20 protein-coding genes are annotated in these 21,741 nt (G+C 44.8%); 4 read left to right on the forward strand and 16 right to left on the reverse strand.

The features are described 5' to 3' along the window. Window positions 1-360: 360 nt before the first annotated feature. The 10 genes from AC0VYA_RS20995 to AC0VYA_RS21040 form a co-directional block, all read right to left on the reverse strand. Window positions 361-927 (reverse strand): BON domain-containing protein, encoded by a 567-nt coding sequence (locus AC0VYA_RS20995; protein WP_011576827.1) that lies wholly within the window; start codon window positions 925-927, stop codon window positions 361-363. A 370-nt stretch (window positions 928-1,297) separates the two neighbouring features. After that, a complete protein-coding gene (gene dkgB / locus AC0VYA_RS21000; RefSeq protein WP_475489568.1) occupies window positions 1,298-2,119 on the reverse strand; it encodes a 2,5-didehydrogluconate reductase DkgB in 822 nt (273 codons plus the stop codon). A 222-nt stretch (window positions 2,120-2,341) separates the two neighbouring features. Beyond that, a complete protein-coding gene (locus tag AC0VYA_RS21005; RefSeq protein ID WP_475489569.1) occupies window positions 2,342-3,697 on the reverse strand; it encodes a DUF2254 domain-containing protein in 1,356 nt (451 codons plus the stop codon). Window positions 3,698-3,802: 105 nt separating this feature from the next. After that, on the reverse strand, window positions 3,803-3,982 hold the full coding sequence (locus AC0VYA_RS21010) for a hypothetical protein (protein ID WP_041714140.1): 180 nt from the start codon (window positions 3,980-3,982) through the stop codon (window positions 3,803-3,805). Between the two features lie 177 nt (window positions 3,983-4,159). Further along, window positions 4,160-4,354: a hypothetical protein gene (locus tag AC0VYA_RS21015; RefSeq protein ID WP_006991545.1), complete on the reverse strand. Its 195-nt coding sequence runs from the start codon at window positions 4,352-4,354 to the stop codon at window positions 4,160-4,162. A 46-nt stretch (window positions 4,355-4,400) separates the two neighbouring features. Next, a complete protein-coding gene (locus AC0VYA_RS21020) occupies window positions 4,401-4,577 on the reverse strand; it encodes a DUF1328 domain-containing protein (RefSeq protein ID WP_006991544.1) in 177 nt (58 codons plus the stop codon). A gap of 217 nt (window positions 4,578-4,794) precedes the next feature. Further along, complete coding sequence (locus AC0VYA_RS21025; protein WP_475489570.1) at window positions 4,795-5,772, reverse strand: endonuclease/exonuclease/phosphatase family protein; 978 nt, start codon at window positions 5,770-5,772, stop codon at window positions 4,795-4,797. Between the two features lie 61 nt (window positions 5,773-5,833). After that, window positions 5,834-6,964, reverse strand: coding sequence for a DUF748 domain-containing protein (locus AC0VYA_RS21030; protein WP_475489571.1), 1,131 nt, complete (start codon window positions 6,962-6,964; stop codon window positions 5,834-5,836). 121 nt (window positions 6,965-7,085) lie between these two features. Then, on the reverse strand, window positions 7,086-7,244 hold the full coding sequence (locus AC0VYA_RS21035) for a YqaE/Pmp3 family membrane protein (protein ID WP_011576832.1): 159 nt from the start codon (window positions 7,242-7,244) through the stop codon (window positions 7,086-7,088). 121 nt (window positions 7,245-7,365) lie between these two features. After that, window positions 7,366-8,328, reverse strand: a complete 963-nt coding sequence (locus tag AC0VYA_RS21040) for a YihY/virulence factor BrkB family protein (RefSeq protein WP_475489572.1) — start codon at window positions 8,326-8,328, stop codon at window positions 7,366-7,368. Between the two features lie 110 nt (window positions 8,329-8,438). On the opposite strand from AC0VYA_RS21040, the gene AC0VYA_RS21045 reads away from it, so the two are divergent. Further along, window positions 8,439-9,593 (forward strand): mechanosensitive ion channel family protein, encoded by a 1,155-nt coding sequence (locus AC0VYA_RS21045; RefSeq protein ID WP_475489573.1) that lies wholly within the window; start codon window positions 8,439-8,441, stop codon window positions 9,591-9,593. A gap of 22 nt (window positions 9,594-9,615) precedes the next feature. Here the strand turns inward: AC0VYA_RS21045 and AC0VYA_RS21050 are convergent, their stop codons facing one another. The 5 genes from AC0VYA_RS21050 to putP form a co-directional block, all read right to left on the reverse strand. Then, the gene (locus tag AC0VYA_RS21050) at window positions 9,616-10,749 is read right to left on the reverse strand and encodes an MFS transporter (protein ID WP_475491105.1); all 1,134 of its coding nucleotides are present in this window, start codon (window positions 10,747-10,749) and stop codon (window positions 9,616-9,618) included. Window positions 10,750-10,867: 118 nt separating this feature from the next. After that, window positions 10,868-12,286 carry a Na+/H+ antiporter NhaA gene (gene nhaA, locus AC0VYA_RS21055; RefSeq protein WP_473476924.1) on the reverse strand — a complete coding sequence of 473 codons (1,419 nt, stop codon included), beginning with the start codon at window positions 12,284-12,286 and terminating at the stop codon, window positions 10,868-10,870. Between the two features lie 267 nt (window positions 12,287-12,553). Further along, window positions 12,554-13,795 carry a glutamate-5-semialdehyde dehydrogenase gene (locus AC0VYA_RS21060; RefSeq protein WP_011576837.1) on the reverse strand — a complete coding sequence of 414 codons (1,242 nt, stop codon included), beginning with the start codon at window positions 13,793-13,795 and terminating at the stop codon, window positions 12,554-12,556. A gap of 2 nt (window positions 13,796-13,797) precedes the next feature. Further along, window positions 13,798-14,904 carry a glutamate 5-kinase gene (proB, locus tag AC0VYA_RS21065; protein ID WP_006991535.1) on the reverse strand — a complete coding sequence of 369 codons (1,107 nt, stop codon included), beginning with the start codon at window positions 14,902-14,904 and terminating at the stop codon, window positions 13,798-13,800. 11 nt (window positions 14,905-14,915) lie between these two features. Then, window positions 14,916-16,409: a sodium/proline symporter PutP gene (gene putP, locus AC0VYA_RS21070; protein WP_011576838.1), complete on the reverse strand. Its 1,494-nt coding sequence runs from the start codon at window positions 16,407-16,409 to the stop codon at window positions 14,916-14,918. A gap of 491 nt (window positions 16,410-16,900) precedes the next feature. Between putP and AC0VYA_RS21075 the strand changes: the two genes are divergently transcribed. Continuing rightward, window positions 16,901-17,425, forward strand: a complete 525-nt coding sequence (locus AC0VYA_RS21075) for a MarR family winged helix-turn-helix transcriptional regulator (protein WP_475489574.1) — start codon at window positions 16,901-16,903, stop codon at window positions 17,423-17,425. 22 nt (window positions 17,426-17,447) lie between these two features. On the opposite strand, the gene AC0VYA_RS21080 is transcribed toward AC0VYA_RS21075, so the two are convergent. Next, window positions 17,448-18,020 carry a YSC84-related protein gene (locus AC0VYA_RS21080; protein WP_473476935.1) on the reverse strand — a complete coding sequence of 191 codons (573 nt, stop codon included), beginning with the start codon at window positions 18,018-18,020 and terminating at the stop codon, window positions 17,448-17,450. A gap of 386 nt (window positions 18,021-18,406) precedes the next feature. Between AC0VYA_RS21080 and AC0VYA_RS21085 the strand changes: the two genes are divergently transcribed. Both AC0VYA_RS21085 and AC0VYA_RS21090 read left to right on the forward strand, forming a co-directional pair. After that, window positions 18,407-19,297: an MlaA family lipoprotein gene (locus AC0VYA_RS21085; protein WP_473481385.1), complete on the forward strand. Its 891-nt coding sequence runs from the start codon at window positions 18,407-18,409 to the stop codon at window positions 19,295-19,297. Between the two features lie 7 nt (window positions 19,298-19,304). Continuing rightward, window positions 19,305-21,728 (forward strand): efflux RND transporter permease subunit, encoded by a 2,424-nt coding sequence (locus AC0VYA_RS21090; protein WP_475489575.1) that lies wholly within the window; start codon window positions 19,305-19,307, stop codon window positions 21,726-21,728. The last annotated feature ends 13 nt before the right edge of the window (window positions 21,729-21,741 follow it).

A 21,741-nucleotide genomic window follows, 5' to 3' on the forward strand; every position in this document is an offset into this window, starting at 1 on the left:
GTTTTTTTCCCTTCTCTATCTTCGCAGTCAAATCTCCCAATAAAGTCCCCAGCCACCCAGGTTAAAAGAGGGAGTGCTTAGCTGTAAGTTAATTCTTGCTAGCCAAAAAAACAAAGACGATTTTGCAAGAATTTAACATGGATGTCCTTGTAAAACTGGCCATTCACGTCCTCAAGTAACCCCATGCTTCGCCGCCACAAGTGCCGCTGTTTAACATGGGTGTCTATATAAAAACTCTAAGCCGCTCAGTTTTTGATTCAAATATTAAGAAAGCTAATTAATATTTGTAGACCATCATAAACTCTAGGCAAAAAAACACCCGCCGAAGCGGGTGTTCTATTTAGCTTTGTAACACTAGTTCTATGCGTTGCCGCCTTGCTCTGTGGTTTTCAGCATATCAACAACGGTTTTTACGTCGTTGGTATTCTCAGCAATCTTGATCGCCAACTGGCGCTCTGCGTCTGTATCAACCGTGCCAGAAAGGGTCACTTCACCCATTTTTGATTCGACTTCAATTTCCAAGCCGCTCACTTCTGATTCAAACATTAAACGGGTTTTTACTACCGTTTCAATTTTCGCATCGTTAAGAGTCTGCATGACTTCGCCGTCTTGCTCTTCATCTAACTCTTGAATAACCGTCAACTGATTATCGACATCGGTTACACCATCAAGTGACATAACGAGCTCTGACGCTAGCGCTTTGTCGACTTCGCGGTCAACTTTACCTGTTAGGGTGACTTTGCCGTTTTTAACATCTGTATTGATGTCAAACGAGTCAAGGTTGCCATTAAGCATTAATGTGGTTTCGGCTTTACCGTCAATCCAAGCGTCGCCCGCTGTATCTTTCCAAGTATTCTCTGCATTCGCAGCTAGAGAGGCTGTACCAAGTGTGGCGGCTACTAATACTGAAATGATTGAATTTTTCATAAATATCTCCTTTTTAAGATTCGAAGTAATTAATGCTAATTCAATGCCAACCAATTAAATCGTTGATTTCAAATAACTTTACTCCATCTCAATCACATTTTCACACCATCACTCGTGAAATTTATTACCAGAGACTTGTAAATAATTCTTTAATAATACTGAGACTTTCTGACCAATTTCACTTGAGGGTTGAAGGTTGAAGGTTGAGTAAGCATTAAAACGTAAAATGGCCCTACTACACACATGAAAACGCCTCTAACTCAAAAGAGGCAGAGGCGTTTTTTATTTTTCGCTGAACGATTAATGATTTACAGGGGCTGGTACAAATCAACCTCAGGTTAAGACTTTCGTGAGCACGTAATAGGTATCTTTACCAGTCTGGTGCGAAATCAGGGTCAACAATACGTTCTTGAGGTTCAATGCCATCGATTTTTTCGATTTCTTCGGCAGTTAACATCATTTGCTTAGCCGTGAGATTGTCACGCATGTGGTTCACATTGGTGGATGAAGGGATCGCCACGATTTTCTTATGACTTAACCACGCTAATGCGACCGCGGATGGTGTTGTATCGTGGGCACTGGCGATGTCATTCAGTATGTCATTTTCCATCACTTTACCCACACCTAAGGGCATGTATGCGGTTACTTGAATGTTGTTGCGTTGGCAGTATGCCACCAGCTCTTTGTTTTGAAAGTTAGGATGTACCTCGATTTGATTGGTCAGAATATGATCTTTACCTAAAATCGACAGGGCTTCATCAAGCTGGCTTTGGGTGAAATTGGACACACCGATATGTCTCGTCAGACCGCGCTCTTTACACGCCTTTAGTTCCTTAAGATATTCTGCCATCGATACCTTGTTGTCCGGTGACGGCCAGTGAATGAGCAGTAAGTCAACATAATCGGTATTGAGCTGAGTCAGACTATTTTGCACGCTCGTTATAAATTTATCGGCACTGAGGTTATCAAACCACACTTTAGTCGTGACGAAGAGCTCACCTCTAGAGATTTTAGAGGCGGAAATAGCATCACCCACTTCAGCTTCATTTTCATAAGCTTGTGCGGTATCAATATGACGGTAACCCACATCAAGCGCGTTCTCTACCGCCAGTTTGGCATCATCCCCTTTAAGGCGGTATGTGCCGAATCCTGGAGTCGGTATTGTTGGCGTAGCGAATGTTGATGAATTCATAAATCAGTCCTTCTGTTGGAGCGCTGACTTTGAGCAAGACAACGCGGTGAACATGTGAACTAACCTATTCGAATACCATGCCAAAAAGTAACCAGTTGATATGTATAGAATAAACAAGAAGGGAAGTGAGATAGAGCAGATTAACGTGAAATATTTTCAACGCTGTTTGCAGCCGTTACTGACTGCCTGTCACTACGCTTTGCTGATCGTTGCAAGACTCTGTTAGCTGCTGTCACTGTCTAGGTGGCGCTTTATATCATCTAGGCGGCGCTTTATATCCAACCAGTCATGCTCAGCTAATTGTGAGCTACTCTGTATTTGTTCAATCATAGCGGCCTGTTGGCGAACGAACTGTTTATGCTCGGGGCTCCGGCTAAAACGCAAAATACTGCTTAAGCCTTCCAGTAAACGAATGGTGACTGCTAGGCTGTCTTTCGAATATTGGCGGATCTGATTAAACGCCGCTTCACCCAACCCAGTGAAAGCCACGGGCTTGCATTGAAGTCGAGTTATGCCTTGGTCGTCCTCGTAGATAGTTGGCGGAAAGGGTTTGTCGGTGAGTGTGCACAACACAGCGCTAAGCTTGTCTACCACGGTTACAGCTGAATACGGGTCGTTAATACCGGGTGATAAGGCGCGAACGGCAATCTCAACCAATTGACGGATTGCAAACTCCACGTCCTGTACTGGGGTGCGATGAGAGCCTAAACGCACCAATTCGGTAATCTTGCTAGGTTGGCAAGAAAGCGTAGCACCATTAAAATAAGCGATGGCGATCACAGAGCCTCGCATTACAAAGTCCCCTGGCATGTAATGTACGCTCAGCGCCATATCACTGTTTTCACTCAAGGCTCGTAGCTGGTCTATGTCCAAGGTTTGTACATATCCGCTGCTCGTCGATCGAATAGCTTGGCTATTAGGGTAAATCTGGTCGAAATCTGGTGCTGTATCGACACGCTGTTCTGCAATCGTATCAGCCTCGTCTGGCTCTTCAATTTTCGGGAATAAGCGTTCAATAATGTCGTTAAGTTCGCGATAGACGTTATCAATGACGTTATCTGCCTGAATTGCGCTAGCTACGTGATGAATGAAATAAATCAACACCCCTACTCCAACGATTGCGAGTAACACGGAGGTGAGAATGCTGATGCCAGGCACGAATTCTTGTTGCTCAAAAGACTTGGTGGCCTGAATAATCAGTAAACAATAAATAAACGTAGACAGGAAGAAGCCCAAAACGCATTGGGTACCCGTGTCCATCATAAAATTACGAATAAGCCGAGGGCCGAACTGTGAAGAAGCTAAGGTCAGCGCCACAACCGTGATGGAAAACGCGATACTAGTGACCGTTATCATGGCAGTAGCTATGGTGGTTAATAAAGCTCGGGCTGATTCGGGAGTGGTCTGATAAAAATCAGCGAGTATATCTAGCTCACTGTCAGCGCCGAAACGATCGAAAGCGAGGCCTGCCTGGGATAAGCCAATGGCAATAAGCGCCATAATTGATGGCACAAACCAAAAGCTGGTACGGATGGTTTCCCATAGCGTGATGATCCGTGTGTTCATATGTACTGACATCCAGTGTGTACCTATTGTGATAAGAGATTACTTAGTGCGGACCAGAGCCACCGTTATAAAACTCATGCGACTGTGGGTGCTCTGGCTACACTCAAACGCCAGCGGTTAGTGGTTGTTTGTATTTTTCTTTTTTGCTGCGACCATTGCTGCACCTAAGGCTACGACCACGAAAAGCCCAAATGCGATAAAAAACGTAGTAAGAAAACCGCCGCTCATGGCACCCGACAAAGCAACGATGGCACCGACCGCAATAATTAAAAATACGATAGTGATTTGCATCAACATTTTGCACACTCCTAGGCTGATGTAGCCTGTGGTTGAACAACCTCTGTCGCGCCTTCGCCAATTGAGCTTCACATTTAGGTGTGACGTTTGGTGAGGTCGTTGTATTAGTATAAGCATTAAAAAAGGGGTGCAAGCACCCCTTTTCATTAAATCAATTTGTTCGTCTACCTGAGTAGATTAACAATCGTTGTCTTCAGCGCCTGCGCCTTCTTTTACATCTTCACACGCATCTTCGATTGCGTTGCCTGTGTCAGTCATCATTTCGTCGACTTTCTCACCTGCATTCTCAGCATTGTTGTCATTACACGCTGTCACCAAAGTAAGTGAACTGAAGACCATGGCTAAAAGAGTAAATTTTTTAAGTAAGTTCATAATGAATCTCCGTATCGTTAGTTATAAGTAAATGTGTTTTGTATATCTAGACTTTAGGGCCTTTACCGCGAATAGCGTTTGCTACCAACGATAGTACCAATAGCACTAGAAATACAAAGAAAATGATTTTTGCAATTCCTGCAGCCGTTCCAGCTATACCGCCGAAACCCATTACACCAGCTAAGATTGCGATAATTAAAAACGTTAATGCCCAACCTAACATAGTAATCTCCTTAGTATTCAATACTGTATTCGAATCTGAATGTCGAATGAGTTAATGCGCTAATCGTGCCACACTAATAAAAAGTCTTAACAAACTGATTTATAAGCACTTTTAAACTGACGTTAAAAAAGAAATCATTTGATATGTAACTAAAAGTTGAAATATTTACAATTCGAAAAGGAACAAGTTTCCGAACTTGAACTCGCCTCTGAGGGTTTTATTTGAGGCAGAGTTCGGTCAGCAGCGGAAAGTGATCAGAGCCTATTTCTGGTAAACGCGACAAATTCACCAGCTCAAAGTCGTCACTGTGAAAAACATGGTCTAAAGGCCAGCGCGCTAAAACATGCTGCGCATGAAATGTGTTGAAGGCCCCTCGACCAATGCGCGGGTCGCACATACCACTTACGCGCAAAAATGCTTGCGTGGTGGGTGACCATGCCACGTCGTTTAGATCTCCGCTGACGATCACTGGTAAAGCAGTTTCGCTATCGGTGCTAGCTATTTCCTTAGCCAGGCCAAGTAACTCTCTGTCTCGTTCAGTGGCTTCTTCATTTTCTGTTGGGCTTGGAGGTGCTGGATGCACAAAGTGGCAACGTATTTTCTCGCCGCTTTCTAAAGTCGCAATGCAGTGCACTGAGGGCACGCCTTTTTCTACTCGCTCAGCGGTTTTAATGTCACTCAGAGGCAAGCGGCTAAACACATGCATGCCGTAAAGGTTTTCTAGCGGGAAATTCACCCGATAGGGGTAATCATCATGTAGTGGTGACAAAGCATCTTGCCACCACTGATTAGTTTCAAGCGTGACTAAGATATGTGGCTTTTCTTGATCCACCAGCTTGAGAAGCTTTGGGGCATCATGATTTGTCATTAATACGTTTGAATTAATGATCTTAATACTGCGCTTCGGATCCGCAGAGTCATTCATTGGGACCATGGGTTGCACAATTGGCGTGTAGGGCAAAATCCAATGAATTTGATAAGCCAGCGCAACAAAATTCGTCACCAGCATACCAGCCATATATGACAGGTTTTGGTGATAGAAGCCGCCGATCACCAGCAGGTTAATAATCAGCAACACCGCTATTTGTAATCTGGGAAATTCCCAGACGCGTACAATCCAGTGATCACTGGGTAAAAGTGGCAGGAACGTTAGCAGTACTAAAAAACTGGTTGAAATTATCAAGGTTGTAAACATCTTCGCTCTCGGTTTTAGTCATTGGCTATCAGTAGAACCAGGTTGTTTTTAACCTAGACATTCAGGTTGTAGTGTAAGCAAACAGTCGCTTGGGTAAATCTTTTTGTGTTGTTGATGCAGGTAGAGACACAACTTTATCAACTTTGATATCAAGTGACTTAATGAATGCATTTTTAATAATAGCCCCTATTGCAGGCCAAAGCGGGGTTTGAATATCATCTATCTTGCCCTCTAAAGGCACACGAGTGGCAATAAGGTCTTTCTTACCGCCCTCAAACAGCTCAGCGATACCGCCAGTGGCGGCCTCAAACAACCACTGAAATGGGTTGTCGCCATCTTTAACTACGTCTTCTTGCCAGTCAAACACCGATAAATCATACACCCCAGCCTTTACGTAGCCGCTAACATCCCCCTGCTTGGAAGCAAACTCCATTGCAAAATCAATTTGCCCTGCTTCTAAGTCAAAGGGTGAATAAAAGCTGATGAGGTGGTCGATGTGTTTAACCGGTAAACGCTGCATTTCCACATCTACATTAAAAGTCGGCTTGGCCGCGTAAGGATCGTAAGAGCCCGAAACCGCTAATGGGCAGACCCCAGCAATTTCTGCATCTAGCGCGAGGTGTGTTACCAATGAGCCAGAACGCTGCTTACTGTTCGTTAAGTTGGTAATTTGGCCATGTACATCCGTGATTTCGGTCAAGGTCTTGCGCTTGGCACTTATGGTCTCAAACATGAGGCGACCGTCAATAATATCAATCCGGTCAATGGAAAAGGGCACTAGGCGATTTGCTAGTGTTATCCAAGTTTGCTCGTTTTGCACATCTTGATTAATTTTTTCCTCTTGCTGTACATCATCTGCGTAGTAGAACTGGGGTTTTAGAAAAGTCATTTCAGAGACGATGTTGCCGCGAAGCAGCGCAGACCAAAGCACAGAAATATCGAGTTGCTGAATACTAATTAATGGCTCTTGTAAGTCACCATCCACTAGATTGAGTTCGATATTTTCAACTTGATAAGCGCCGCGGTAGAGTGCGATATCCACGTCACCCACTTGACCGCTTAGCCCTGGGGTGGTCCTGATTGCATAATTTACCCCTTTTTGCACTGCGTAAGGGGCAACCAGCCTTAGCGCGACTAAGATGACCGCTAAGCTGATTAGGGTTATCGCAGTTTTACGCCGACGATGTGCCATTTTCCGCTCCGAGATACAAAGTATTCACCCGCTGGACGCGGGTGATTAGGATTAATTGGGGTAGAATTTACACACCTAAGGGGCATTTTTACAGCTTGCCTTCTTAGGTCATGTAGATGGTTTAACGTCTAGCGATAATCCAAACCGCATGAATGATACCTGGGATGTAGCCCAACAACGTCAACAGTATGTTCAACCAGAACGCGCCGCCTAGGCCTACTTGAAGGAACACACCTAGAGGTGGTAGTAAAATAGCAATCAGTATTCTTATTAAATCCATAATAACGCTCCTGTTTCATCAATATGCTTGTGGTTAAAAGTAAATAACGTGTACTTAATGATTAAGTAGGCAATTAGCGTTCCTACTTTCTAAAAGTAGCAAATATAAATTGTGTATAGCGCTAATCTTCTTTTTCTTTCAAATCATCTGGGCGAGTATCCGCAACATGAGCCCCTCTGTTACCTTGGGCTTTGTCATGACCGTGGGTACTGTCTTTTTCAGTCTGATGCTCCATGGCAGCATTAAACTCTGCCCCCAGTAAAATGATATAGGCCGTTAGATAGAACCACATTAACAGGACCACTACACTGCCAAGAGAGCCATACATTTTGTCGTATTGGCCAAACTGCCCAAGATAGAATGAAAACGCGAATGAAAAGGCAACCCACAATGTGCTGGCCAATAAAGACCCGGGGGTGACCCAGCGCCACTTAGCGGTGCTTCGGTGAGGGCCGTAGCGATAAAAAGCGGAAAGCGCCAAATTAAATACCAGTGCTAAGAAAGGCCAAGTTAGCCACTGCACCAGTACGCTGGCGTAATGATGCAGGCCCACATACGAGAATAAAATGGGCAACACCGCAATGGTAAAAAGCGCAGCTACAAGTAACATGACTGCGCTGGCAGTTAATAATACACGCATCACGAGCATCATTAAAAAGCCACGATTTTGGCTTTGCCCATAGGTGATATTGCATGCGGTTACCATCGCTTGGGCGCCCTTACTCGCACTCCACACCGCAAATAGAGTACTGAACACCACCCTCGTACTTAATGCAGTATTTGATTTGCTCATGATGCGTTCAACTTGCTGCGAAATAATTTGCCGACCTTGGTCCGGCACGACCCCTATAAGTTGGTTCAAATGCTGTTGCAGTTCATCCGGCGAGACCAGCAAGCCATATATCGATATAAAAGCCACCAATAATGGAAATACTGCCAGCAAGAAATAGAAACCGACCCCTGCGGCAATCAAAGATAGGTTGTCATCGAGCATTTTTTTCACGGTACGACGTAAAATATCCCACCATCCAGAAAATGGAATTTGACTTGGGCTGGTTGCTGTTTCTCCACGATTAATGCTCACGGGCATATCCTTTAGTTATTTTGTACACTGAAATCGGCGTGGCACCTATCTTGCCTCACACTTAATTCGAACTTCATGCTCTATGCGCATTAGAAACTGTCAGGTGGCATATGCACTTAATTATTCGCTCTTGTAAAAACGCCGTTGTTGTTATGTCATTATTATTGACCTATGCCATATTCGTGCCCGCCGTCTTCGCTCAGGAAAATACAACTGAAGAGCCTCTAATGACGCAGCCGTTGGATGTATGGGCAGATGTCACTCATTTGTGGCACAACGTTGTGATGGCGTTACCTATGCTCACGCTGGGGTTGGTATTCTTTATTATTTGTTATGCCCTCGCGAGGCCCGTATCTACTTTGCTTGTAAGGCCTATCGGATACGTAAGTCAGAGTGAATTGATTAGGCTTGTGACGCGGCGCACTATCAGCCTGCTAATTATTTTACTTGGTCTGTATGTATTCTTAAGATTTGCAGGCTTAAGTGAATTTGCTATCGCGATTGTCAGCGGCACGGGAGTCATGGGCTTAATTCTTGGGTTCGCGTTTCGTGATATCGCGGAGAACTTTATTTCGAGTTTGCTGCTAAGCGTGCAAAAGCCCTTTAAAATTGACGATGTCATTGAGGTACAGGGGCAGTTAGGGATTGTAAAGCAAGTAACAGCAAGGGCGACGACTTTAGTCGACTTCGATGGTAATCACATTCAAATTCCCAATGCGACTATTTATAAAAATATTATACGTAATCTCACTGCCAACCCGAAAATGCGAGGCAAGTTCACTATCGGTATTGGATATGACTCCAGTATTTTGGAGGCTCAACAATTGGCCACAAAGGTGCTTAGCTCGCAACCTACCATTTTACAAGACCCCGAGCCTCAAGTATTGGTGGACGAATTAGGCTCATCTACGGTGAACCTAAAGGTCTATTTTTGGATCGATGCTCAGCAATATAGCCTGCTTAAAGTGTCTTCAATGTTAATGCGCTTAATCATGCGCGAATTTGAAAGAAACAATATCAGTATGCCAGACGATGCGCGTGAGATAATCTTCCCTCAAGGTGTGCCAGTTCATCAAATATCATCACAGGAGAGTGGCTTGACTGATGAACCTCAAGCCTTACGCTCTTTGCCCGTTAACAAAGAAGCCATTGAGCAAGATAGCGATCCCATCGAGCATCAAGATGATTTAAGCAGCGACACCCATGACATACGCGAGCAAGCAAAGCAGGCTCGTGATCCAGAGCAAGGGCAAAACATTCTTTGAGCGAGTCGCGAAATCGCTCGCGCTACTTCTCTTTTTTAAGCCAGTAGCTTTGAGCAAGACCAAGGATCAAAAAGCCTGTCATCAAAGCAATAATGTGTTCATTTATCATCGGGTAAACCACAGCATAAAAACCGCCAAAAGCGAGCAACACATAACCGACAACCGTATTGGCGGTCGCAACATATTGGGTGCGGGTATCGCCGTTGGCAATATCCAGCAAGTAGGTTTTGCGCGCCGTTCTAACTCCTGCGTATCCCACCGAGAGCAAAAAGAATAAACCAACGTTGAGCCAAAGCGAACCCAGCTGGTAGCAAAAATAGAACACTCCGCCTGCTACCACACATATCACACTGGCAATACGTATAGTCAGCACTGCACTTTTGTCTGACCATGAACCCCAGACATAGGAAGATAAAAACGCGGCTAATGAGCTGGCCGCGATAAAATACGGTAGTTGAAAAGTATCGTCTTGACTTGTGGTGATGCTAACGAAGAATGGGGCTATTAAAGCGCTATGCAGCAATAAACAACGGCTAATGATTAAGTGTACTAATGCAGCGTCCCCCTTCAAGGTTTGCAAAAAAGAGTCCCCGCCGCGATCACTTTCTGACTTGACCTCAGCGTTTAACGCCAACGATAAGGGTAGCGTTGCGATAAACAATATGCTGGCGAACCCCACGATAAACAGCAACCAAACTTGTTCAAACTGCTCTTTACCTAGAATGAGTGCCCCGGCGCTGAGCAAAGACAACAAGCCAGAAATTCCGCTGGCTATCCCTACTAATTTGCCCCGGCGACCCTTTTCGATTAACACGCCCTCCATATCTTTCATGGTCAACGAACATAGAGCACGCCCCAGACTGAGTATCACCAACAAAATGAGAATAGCGGAGCCAGCGTAAAAAGCATCTAACATCGCCACTGTCGGCACCATGCCCAGTATCGCCAATGCTTGCACCAGCACACCCACACGCCATACGCGTTGGCGTTTAACGTAGCGTTCGATTCGATGCTTTAGCGGCCACTGGGGAATAAGTGAGCCAGATTCTCGAATGGGGACTAACAGAGAAATCATCCAACTCGGTGCACCTATGCTAGTGAGCACCCAAGGTAAGGTAGTTTTAGCGGATATGAGAATATCCGCCAGTTTGGTCATTGTCGATATAACAACCAAGCGCAAAAAGGCGTTAACATTGCTGTTCTGACTCAAAGTTGAACCCTTGATAGGCGAATAACAGTAAGCTCAGTATGTTTAGAACCTTTTTTAAGATCAACTACTCTTGGTCAGTCTGCGGCAGGCCTGCCTTGTTATGCCGCTCGTCTTTAGGCTCTTCGTGCACTTTATGCTTTATCATTAGAAATAAAGTCGTACCGATTATGGCTGCTATGACGGAGCCGGCCAAGATACCCAATTTGGCTTGCGCCAATAATTCAGGATGACCAGCAAAGCCCAGTGATGCAATAAATAATGACATAGTGAAGCCCACCCCGGCTAAGCATGCCAGTGCGAAAACATGTCCAAATGCTAACCCATTAGGCAAGCGAGAGAAGCCACTTTTAACAGCTATCCAAGCAAACACACTAATGCCAATCACTTTCCCTAGTACCATAGCGCTGGCAACCCCAATAAAGACCACCGAGTCGAATATTTTGCTGAGGTCATCAGGTAGTGCCACCCCTGCGTTAATAAACGCAAAAATGGGCAGAATGATCAAGCTGACAGGCCGATTTAGCACATGCCCCCAGCGTTGTATTGGTGTGGTTGTCATGGCGGCAATATCTTGAGCTTGCTCTACTAATTCATGCTGATCTTGCTGCTCTAGAATGGATTTATCCTTGCGGTCATTTTTTTCAAAACGATTTAATACACTACGCATATTTGTAGCGAACCAAGTACTTTGCGCGTAAGGCTTTGTAGGGACAGCTAGCGCAGCCAAAATACCTGCTGCGGTTGCATGTACACCTGATTGCAACACAAACCACCACAGCAGAATGCCCCCAACGAGGTAGAAAATAGGCCGACGAAAACCGAGTACATTCAACGCGAACAGGCCGCCTAACGTCAGGCCCGCATACATGAGGGAGGTTAGGTGTATGTTTTCAGTGTAAAACAAGCCAATGACGGCTACTGCGCCCATGTCATCTACAATCGCTAAAGCTGACAAGGTTACCGCTGCCGAGCGCGGTGCTTTACTGCCAAGTAATGCCAGAATGCCCAATGCAAAGGCAGTATCAGTGGCCATGGGTATTCCCCAACCACGCAACGCTTCGTCCACTCCGGTTAGCGCAACCCCGGCGTAAATGCCAGCGGGGAGTAACATACCGCCAATTGCCATGGCGATAACAAGACTTGAGTCACGAAAATCTTTTAGATCCCCCACCAAGCATTCGTACTTGATCTCTAAGCCAAGCAAGAAGAAGAACAACACCATTAAGCCGTCATTCACCCATGTATGCAGGGAATGACTAATGGCGAAATCCCCCAAGGAGATACTAAACGCCATATGGCTTATTTCTTCATAGGCTTCATGCCACTGTGAGTTAGCAATCACCATGGCGGCAATAGCGGCTAGCAGTAAAGTGATACTGGCAGTCGCTTGGCTTTTAAAAAACTGCTCGAACGAGCAAATGAAGTGATTAAACTTTCGCTCTAAGGGGGCCAGTTCGCGATCTTTGTCTTGCAGCTGATTCATGGTCGTCACTCTTGTGTTGGCATAAGCCATAAGTGAGTGTGGTCACTAAGAGCAGCGCTCAATGAAAACCATACGTGGGTTATCAAATAAACATACAAAAATGGAGTTAACACTTGCGTGTTAACTCCATTGAATAGTCTTAATCGATTGCTGTTTAGCATGCCTCGGCACTCAAAATTCAATGAATACCGAGTGACAATGCAGGAACCTAGCCAACCTCAGGTGAGGCACTCAAGGGGCTTATTTCCTAAACCGAAAAGGAAGTTTTTAGGCGCGAACTTGACCAGTGCCACTGACTAAGTATTTCTCAGCCGTCAATGACTCAAGCCCCATTGGCCCATAAGCATGTAACTTAGTCGTTGCTATGCCTATTTCAGCACCAAGCCCTAGCTCACTGCCATCTGAGAAGCGAGAAGATGCATTTACCATGACTACTGACGCATCAACACTGCGCTGAAAACGCTTGGCCGTTATCTCATTAGCAGTACAGATAACCTCTGTGTGGTGGCTGCCGAAGCGGGTTATGTGTTCAAATGCTGCGTCTAAGTCATCGACGATGCCTACCGCAATTTCGAGATCCAGGTATTCTTCACCGAACTCATCATCTTGAATGACCTTGGCGTTATCAAAATAGCTTGCTGCTTGCGCGCTTGCGTTAATTTTGACCTCTTTACTGTGTAAGGCAGCTGCAGCCAGTGGTAAGAATTGCTCAGCAATGTCTTTGTGCACAATCAGACCTTCAAGTGCATTACATACGCCTGTGCGATGTGTCTTACCGTTTACCAACAAATCGATGGCAGTTTGTAAATCTGCGTCTTTGTCTATGTAAAGATGACACACACCTTTGAAATGTTGAATAACCGGTATTTTACTGTTGTCGGTCACGTGGCGGATTAAACCTTCACCACCGCGCGGAATAATCACATCGATATAGTCACTTTGCTGCATCAATTCCATCATCAGTTCACGGTCAGGATCAGGTACAACTGTGATAAGTTCAACGGGTAAGCTGTGCTTTTGCAACACATCTTGTAAAATTGCGGCAATTGCTTTGCTACTGCCTAGGGCTTCTTTACCACCACGTAAAATAACGCCGTTACCAGATTTAAAACACAAAGCGCCTGCGTCTGCTGTTACATTCGGACGTGCTTCATAAATCATGCATACCACGCCTAGTGGAATACGCATTTTGCTGATTTTCAAGCCGTTAGGGCGCTCGCCAATGATCCGCTCTTGTCCTGCAGGGTCTGGTAAAGAGACGATGGTTTCAATGCCTGCGGCCATACTTTCTACGCGCTCTTCATTTAAGGTGAGGCGGTCGATCATAGCGGCGCCTAAGCCGTCTTTTTCGGCTTGCGCTAAATCCATCTTATTGGCCGCGTATATAACGTCTGCGTTAGTACGCAATGCATCCGCCATGTCCTGTAAAACTTGGTTTTTGGTTTTTTCGTCTAATACTGCCAGTACTTTTGCCGCTTTCGCTGCCTTTTGTGCTAATTCTTTAATCATGCTTATTGTTTCTCCAATACAGCGATATTCTTTTTCGAGATGATAGGACCTGTTCTATTTTGGAATTCATCGGCAAATTCACGATCATCCTGGTCCGCAATGAAACTCAACAAACAACTGCTGTAGTTCGAACGCGCTTTCGCTATGCGCGTCCCGTCATCTTTCCTCAATAAAATGGTGTCTCCCACTGAGAAATTACCGTTTACTTCGACAATCTCATCACTGGTGAGTTGTTCACCCTCTAATGCAAAAGTGGTGTCAAAGTCGTTATCGACTACCACTTCACCTTGTTCTGACGCGGTATGCGTCATCCAATGCACATTTTCCTGCATGGGTTTGGCGTAAGGCCTAAAGTGCGTGCCCGGGTTTTTGCCCTCAAGTAAGGTATTGAAGGTGGTCGCCTTGAATCCATTGACAATGAAGGTGTCGATACCATGAGAAGTGGCTTTTTCAGCTGCTTCGATTTTGGTTTTCATTCCACCTGTTCCCACAGCACTCGTTGCGCCGCCGCCCATGGCAAAAATGCGGCTGTCAATTGTTGTGACTTCAGGTAGTAATACCGCATCATCATGGGTATTGGGGTTTTTGTCATACAATCCGTCGACGTCTGAGCAAATGATAAGTGCATCAGCATCAGCTGAGGCTGCTACCATGGCTGACAAGTTATCGTTGTCGCCCACTTTTAAGTCATCCGTGGTGACGGTGTCGTTTTCGTTAATAATCGGCAGTACACCGTTATTTAAAAGCGTAAACGTTGTCTCACGAATACTCACGTAACGCTCACGGTCACGTAGGTCACCATGGGTTAATAGAATTTGTGCCGTTGGGAAGTCAAACAGTCTGTCCCACGTGGCCATCATTTCAGTTTGACCGGCTGCGGCCATGGCTTTTTTCAAAGCGATATCGACATTGTCCGTTTCGGGGAACAAATGCGAACCTGCTGCCACTGACCCTGATGATACCAGTACAACCTGAACGCCATTGGCTCTTAGGCGCACAATAAATTGCGCGATACTGAGCAAGTAATGACTGCTACACCCTTTACGGTGTGGCGCTATTAGCGCGCTGCCTACTTTTATTACAACGCGTTTCCATTGTGAAAGATCCATTGAATGTTTCCTTAATTTGAATGTTGTTTGGCTAAAACCTGATTGGTTTCGTCGAACATAGCCGCTGTGGCTTTACTTGGTTTTTCACCAAACTGACTCACCAGCCAGATAACAGCAGCACTTACAATAAAGCCTGGGACAATTTCGTACATCACGCTGGAAAGCGTTTGTCCGTTGGGTAGCAGTGGCACATAAATCCAAACCAACACGGTTACAGCACCGGATACGATGCCTGCTACAGCAGCTTTGTGGGTTAAATTTGCTTTGTACAAGCAAAACAACACTAACGGTCCGAATGCGGCGCCAAAGCCGGCCCACGCATTGCTGACCAATGATAAAATACTATTGTTACTATCCAGTGATAGTAACAAGGCGACGATTGCTACACCTGCAACGCCATAGCGTCCCATTTTTACGGTTTGCTCATCGCTGACTTCATTGCCCGCTTTGAGGCGGTAGATGTCTTCGGTCAAAGAACTGGCTGATACCAGCAATTGCGAAGAAATGGTGCTCATGATAGCCGCTAAAATCGCAGCTAATAGGAAGCCACTGATCAACGGGTGAAATAGCAATTCTGAGAAAATAATGAAGATAGTTTCAGGGTCATCCACTGCTAAGTTAAATTTATTAGCATACGCAACGCCAACCAAGCCAGTAGACAGTGCGCCTGTAATAGTGACCGTCATCCAACTCATGCCAATATTACGTGCCGTTTTAACCGCAGGCACCGAGCGAATAGCCATGAATCGCACAATAATATGCGGCTGACCAAAATACCCCAATCCCCACGCTAAACTAGACACCAAACCAAGAGCGGTTATATCACTCATCGACTGAGTGAATGTCGGGATCGACTGATACGCAAAGTCGAGCATTTCGTTACTACTGGTAAAATGTTGGTATGCAACAATGGGCACTAAAGCCAAAGCAACGAACATAATACAGCCCTGAACAAAATCGGTTAGCGATACCGCCAAGAAGCCCCCCAGCAAAGTGTAAGACACCACAACGCCTAAGGTAATAAATAGCCCAAGTTGGTAATCTAAACCGAAAGCAGATTCAAATAACTTGCCCCCAGCAACCAAGCCCGCAGAGGTATAGAGTGTGAAAAACATCACAATGATCACTGCAGAAATGATTCGGATACTACTTGTCTTATTGTTGAAGCGCTTGGCGAAAAACTCAGGAATAGTCAGAGCGTCATTGGCAACCTCGGTGTAAACCCGTAATTTCGGGGCAACCAAAATATAGTTAGCCAGCGCGCCGACTAACAAGCCAATAGCAATAAACATGCTATCAAACCCGCTAACGAACATGGCTCCAGGAAGCCCCATAAGCATCCAGCCACTCATGTCTGATGCCCCTGCAGAAAGTGCAGTGACTTGAGGGCTGACTTGGCGGCCACCTAAGATATAGCCAGACATATCACTAGTCGAACGGCGATAAGCGAACACACCTATCCCCAGCATAGCGATAAAATATACTGCTAAAGAAATGTAACTCATATTGTATTAATTAATGGCTTGTGGAAGTTTGGCTTTTTGTGCGAGCGCGAGATTGGTTGTGGGTAGCAAGAACGAGAAGAGAAGCGCAGGTTAATAACCAAAAGCTCGTTTTATGAAAAATAGCGTTTATAAATAAAGTGGCAGGTTTAGTAAGCGTACTACCGATCGCTTTAAGCGTATTCATTTTGTCTCCGTGATAAATGATGAGTTGTGCACTGATAATTACAGGTCAATTAATTAGTACACGAAGCATTATGCTCAATTACTGTCCAAAGATCAAATATAAATCCGGATCTAGCTGAGTCAAAAGATAACCCAAGCCCTGAAAAACGTCATAAATTGAGTAAGTTAGATCGCTGCTAGCATAGATACCTTCAACCCTAGAGCAAGATCAGCCCTTTACACTTTTTCACTCGAGAAAAAGTGCTTTAGGTTGCATTCAAGGGAAAATTTGCTAGGGTTCGCCGTTAATGACTAAGCAGGTACCCATAATGAAAAAATACGATGAGTTATTAGTGTCGCTAAGACGCGTAATAAGGGCAATTGACCTTTACTCCAAGAAGCTCAGTAAAGAGTCTGGGTTAACCAGCCCCCAGCTTATCGTCATGCAAGAAATTGCCAATAACGATGACGTTATGGTCAAAGATATTGCTAATCACATTAACCTTAGTTCAGCGACTGTCACTAGCATACTCGACAGACTAGAAGCTCGAGGTTACGTGGTGCGAGAACGTTCACAAATTGATAAGCGCAAAGTAGGTGTACGTTTAACCGAGTCGGGTTCAACTGCGTTTAAAAATGCTCCCACTTTATTGCAAGAGCATTTCATTAATCGCTTCGAGTCGTTAGATGAGTGGGAGCAAACCCAACTAGTATCAACGATGCAACGCATCGCTAAAATGATGGATGCTGAAGCGCTCGACGCCGCACCATTGTTGCAAGTTGGGCAGATTCACACATTGACTACCACAGTCGAAGCAACGACTACGCAAACTAGCGCCGGTACAAATAAATAACGTTGGCGCTGGTTAGTTCAACTTAGTTAAGTTCGTTGTCTTTCCAGTACTTAGTACCCTTTACCGTCGCCTGTAAAGACAATCCACTCTCCGTTAACTGATAAATAGTGATGTTATCTACGGTCACTTCTCCGCCTTTAGCTACACCTTTATCGCCGGCCTTGGCGGCAGCATCAGCTTGGGCACCAAACGCCCAACCTTCCTCAACAAACCGTGACATGACTGCTTCGTTATGGAAAACAAAAACGGCGCGAAAGTCTTTAACACCAGCGCCTAGACCTAGCCCCACCTCTGCCATTTTCATATAGGTTTTCTGGCCGGTTTGATTGTCCGTTACCACGCCATAACCGCCGCCAAAACTCGCTAGAATAAGATTCACGTTCGCGTTGTCGAATACCGCATAGCCAGGAGCGCTATTTATTTGGGAACGCACACTAGGCTTTAATGCAAACAACTCTGTTAACACCTTATCGTTCATGGTTTGAACAGCCTGACGCTTTTGAGTGACAGTTGCTTGTGTTGTAGTAGAGCAACCACCGACAAATAGAAGTGAAACCGCGGCCACAAGGCCAAAAAGTATTGATTTGTACTGCATAAGTTATCCTTAGGGAGCGAATGTAAATTTCTTTTGCCTCTCTGCAAGTACTAAACCATATGGCTTAACCGCATGATATATAAACGTTAATTAAATATAAGAAGCAAAGACAGTAGTGAACGTTAGGTCTCTGTAACCCAAATTCTGTTAAATCGGTAACTTTGTCATATTCAGTCGGTATAATTTTCCCACAGAATTGACAGATACACAGAGAAATTCAAATAAGTTAATACAATTCAGAAGCTTAGAGATGGAATGAATTTTGTATCCCATTACCCACCCTATTGCGTAAAAGCCCATAAATAATCAATAACACAGCGGATTTTTTACTCAATCTTGTTTACTTCTAGAGGAATTACAGTTTGCGCTCACATTATTTTTGTAACATGCCCATTGTAGGCGCGGTGCTAAGCGCTGCATTATTCCTCAGTGCTTGTAGCTCTCATTCACCAGAGCAAAGCGAGAACCAAGTTCAAGAAACAAACGAGACCCAAAGTGAGCTGGTTATTAATAGCTCTCATGGTTCACAAACCATCGAGCCTACTGTGGTAAGTTATCCCGCTGAAAAGAGTGTTCAGGGGGTTAGTTTTAGCGAGAACGCAGCGTTTGAAGATCCGTTAGAGTTTATCAACCGTCCCATCTTTGCCTTTAATGATAAATTGTTTGAGTACGTTCTAATTCCAGCGGCAAAAGGTTACACAAAGGTCGTTCCCGATCCTGTACGAAATAGTGTGGGCAATTTTTTTAGTAATATACGTGAACCGCTCAACGCGCTGAATCAGCTCTTTCAAGGGGATGTAGGCGACAGTGGTAAGAGCGTTGGTCGCTTTTTGATTAACTCTACCGTCGGCATATTAGGGCTCTTTGACCCAGCGACATCTTGGTTCGAAATTAATGAGAAAGTGTCGACCATCAATGACACATTGGTCAACTATGACGTGGGATACGGCAGTTACTTAGTACTCCCTGTATTAGGCCAATCCGACTTGCGAAACGGCTTTTCTACTATCACTGAATCTGTATTCCATCCCATTCAATATGCTACCGAAAACCCCGAGACTCTATACATCCAAGCATATGGAGGGTTTCACGCATTCGCCCCAGAAGCTCCCACCTACGAGCAGCTACGCAGTGAAACAGACGATCCCTATGTATTCTTCCGTAATTTGTATATGCAAAGCATGCTTCGCGATCAACAGTACCCAGAATTACAAAATGGCGCTGCAGTAGAACCGACTGGCGTAGCGGATGATGCGCCAGCATCACCGCAGGAGTAAGCAAGTAATGAGTGCCTTTTTAGCCAATTTTATTATTCGCCACGCCAAGCTTATTCTTGTTGTTTTTATATTGGCCGGTACTTTAGCCGCTTGGTCTGCGCAGCAATTTAAAATTGATGCATCTGCCGATACTCTGCTGATCAAAAACAATAAGATGTTCGTTGAGACTCAGGTGGTAAACGAAAGATTCTCTCCTCAAGAATTTATTTTGGTCGCATACAAACCAAAGAATCACGCCTTGTTTAGCCAACAAACGTTTAATGATATTCAACAAATATCCAGTGAGTTTAAAGACTTACCCAGAGTCGGCGGCGTTACTAATATTCTGAATGTCCCTCTTCTTTCACTGTCGAATGAACTGGACCCAAACTTAAAGCCAGAACAGCTTACATGGCAAGCCAATCGGTATTCGCCAGATAGAATGCGACAGGTCTTTACTGATCACCCATTATTTACGGACCTTTTGGTGAATCAAGACCAAACTGCCACCGCCATGCAGATCGTGTTTAAGCCCAACGAAGAGCTACTGGATATACAGAGTCAAATTATTGCGATCCAAAAGGGCATTCTACAGGGCGAGAACACCGAGCTAAGCGAAGAAGACGAGCAGAAAATTGAAGCCTTGAAAGCGAAGGCGCAACCCATTGAGGAACAACTCAAACTCACTCGTCAGCAAGAGATAAAGCAGATCTATCAGATCATAGAACCGTTTAAAGACGACGCCGATCTATTCTTAGGTGGAGCCTATGTACTCGGCCAGCAAATGATTGACATCATACAAAGCGATTTACTGTTATTCGGCAGTGCTATCGGCTTGGCGATATGTCTCATACTGTTTGTATTGTTTAGAAAAATACGTTGGGTTGTTTTGCCACTTCTCTGCTGCGGTTTGAGTGTATTACTGACCGTCGGGTTATTCGGTGTGTTAGATTTTAGAGCCACAGTCATTTCATCAAACTTTATTGCACTGCAGCTCATACTCACGCTGGCCGTAGTCGTGCATCTCATCGTCGAGTTTAGACAATTAGAAGCAGCAGATACTGAATCGAATCAGCAAGACCTGCTACGTCAAACGTTTATCAATAAATTCAAACCCTGCCTATATGCAGGTATTACCACCAGCGTAGGTTTTGCTTCTTTACTCTTTAGTGGCATTCAGCCCGTAGTGAGTTTTGGCTGGATGATGATAGTAGCAATGGGAGTGTCTATCAGCGCAAGTTTAATCCTGTTTCCTGCGGTACTGGCATCATTTACGCGCAAGGGTGACAGCCACGAAGGCCGCCTGAGTCAGTGGTTGGTATCAGGACTTAGCGCCTTTAGTTTGAAGCGCCCCACTTTCATTGTATTAACCACCCTCGTTATAGGCGGCGGAGCAATTTTTGGGGTGCTAAAATTAGATGTCGAGAACAGCTTCCTAAATTATTTTAAAGAATCCACGCAAGTACGTACGGAGTTGGAGTTTATTGACAAAGAATTCGGTGGGTCAACACCTTTGGATTTGATTTACACCATCCCTGTAGACGAGCGTCGCGATGATTTGGTCATGAGTGCTAAGACAGTGCAGACCCTACAAAAAATTCAGCATGTGATGCGCCAGTATGAAGCCACTGGCAATATTACCTCAGTGGTTAACTTCACCGAGTTAGCAAAAAAGGTTAATCAAGGTAAGCCACTGACCGAGTACGAGTTAACTGTTATTTACACATTACTGGATGATTCTCTCACCGAGCAGCTGCTTGGCGCCTACTTTAACCCTGAAAATCAACAATTGCGTATTAGCGCACGTATTCAAGACAGCACAGAGAACTTTAACCGTGCAGAGTTTTTGCAGACCCTTCGTGACGACTTAGACATGTTAGAAATAGCGCCTGACAGCTACAGCCTGACGAATTTATTTGTACTGTATCAAGATATTTTACAACGGTTGTTTACCTCCCAGATTATGACGCTAGGCTTAGTCTTTGGAGCATTAACACTAGTGCTACTAGTAATATTTCGCTCATTTAAAGTCGCCATTATCGCGGTTATTCCAAACATACTGACGACTTTGGTCATCTTGGGAGTGATGGGATGGCTAGCCATCCCCCTGGACTTAATGACCATCACCATCTCAGCCATTGCTATGGGGATCGCGGTAGATGACACAATCCATTTTGTGCACCGCTACCTAGAAGAGTTGAATAAAGAGTCTAATGACAGCCAGCAGGCCGTTCAAAATACATTCAAGTCTGTCGGTTTTGCATTGATTTATACGACGACGATTATCGCTGTAGGTTTTTCGTTGCTTAGTTTCTCCGACTTTGTGCCAAGCATTCTCTTTGGATTATTAACCTGCTTAGCCATGCTATTGGCGTTTATAACCGACACCACCTTACTGCCCGTGCTACTTAAAAAATTCGTCAAGCCTAAACCTGCTTTGGCAGGCTCTTAATGCTGTTATGGAT

This window comes from Paraglaciecola sp. QJM3NY_14, from assembly GCF_056173245.1.

Bases quoted from the DNA above. Each gene is read 5' to 3' on its own strand.
- AC0VYA_RS20995 (WP_011576827.1), bottom strand. From the start codon at position 927: ATGAAAAATTCAATCATTTCAGTATTAGTAGCCGCCACACTTGGTACA.
- dkgB (WP_475489568.1), bottom strand. From the start codon at position 2,119: ATGAATTCATCAACATTCGCTACGCCAACAATACCGACTCCAGGATTC.
- AC0VYA_RS21005 (WP_475489569.1), bottom strand. From the start codon at position 3,697: ATGTCAGTACATATGAACACACGGATCATCACGCTATGGGAAACCATC.
- AC0VYA_RS21010 (WP_041714140.1), bottom strand. From the start codon at position 3,982: ATGTTGATGCAAATCACTATCGTATTTTTAATTATTGCGGTCGGTGCC.
- AC0VYA_RS21015 (WP_006991545.1), bottom strand. From the start codon at position 4,354: ATGAACTTACTTAAAAAATTTACTCTTTTAGCCATGGTCTTCAGTTCA.
- AC0VYA_RS21020 (WP_006991544.1), bottom strand. From the start codon at position 4,577: ATGTTAGGTTGGGCATTAACGTTTTTAATTATCGCAATCTTAGCTGGT.
- AC0VYA_RS21025 (WP_475489570.1), bottom strand. From the start codon at position 5,772: ATGTTTACAACCTTGATAATTTCAACCAGTTTTTTAGTACTGCTAACG.
- AC0VYA_RS21030 (WP_475489571.1), bottom strand. From the start codon at position 6,964: ATGGCACATCGTCGGCGTAAAACTGCGATAACCCTAATCAGCTTAGCG.
- AC0VYA_RS21035 (WP_011576832.1), bottom strand. From the start codon at position 7,244: ATGGATTTAATAAGAATACTGATTGCTATTTTACTACCACCTCTAGGT.
- AC0VYA_RS21045 (WP_475489573.1), top strand. From the start codon at position 8,439: ATGCACTTAATTATTCGCTCTTGTAAAAACGCCGTTGTTGTTATGTCA.
- AC0VYA_RS21050 (WP_475491105.1), bottom strand. From the start codon at position 10,749: ATGACCAAACTGGCGGATATTCTCATATCCGCTAAAACTACCTTACCT.
- nhaA (WP_473476924.1), bottom strand. From the start codon at position 12,286: ATGAATCAGCTGCAAGACAAAGATCGCGAACTGGCCCCCTTAGAGCGA.
- AC0VYA_RS21060 (WP_011576837.1), bottom strand. From the start codon at position 13,795: ATGATTAAAGAATTAGCACAAAAGGCAGCGAAAGCGGCAAAAGTACTG.
- proB (WP_006991535.1), bottom strand. From the start codon at position 14,904: ATGGATCTTTCACAATGGAAACGCGTTGTAATAAAAGTAGGCAGCGCG.
- putP (WP_011576838.1), bottom strand. From the start codon at position 16,409: ATGAGTTACATTTCTTTAGCAGTATATTTTATCGCTATGCTGGGGATA.
- AC0VYA_RS21075 (WP_475489574.1), top strand. From the start codon at position 16,901: ATGAAAAAATACGATGAGTTATTAGTGTCGCTAAGACGCGTAATAAGG.
- AC0VYA_RS21080 (WP_473476935.1), bottom strand. From the start codon at position 18,020: ATGCAGTACAAATCAATACTTTTTGGCCTTGTGGCCGCGGTTTCACTT.
- AC0VYA_RS21085 (WP_473481385.1), top strand. From the start codon at position 18,407: ATGCCCATTGTAGGCGCGGTGCTAAGCGCTGCATTATTCCTCAGTGCT.
- AC0VYA_RS21090 (WP_475489575.1), top strand. From the start codon at position 19,305: ATGAGTGCCTTTTTAGCCAATTTTATTATTCGCCACGCCAAGCTTATT.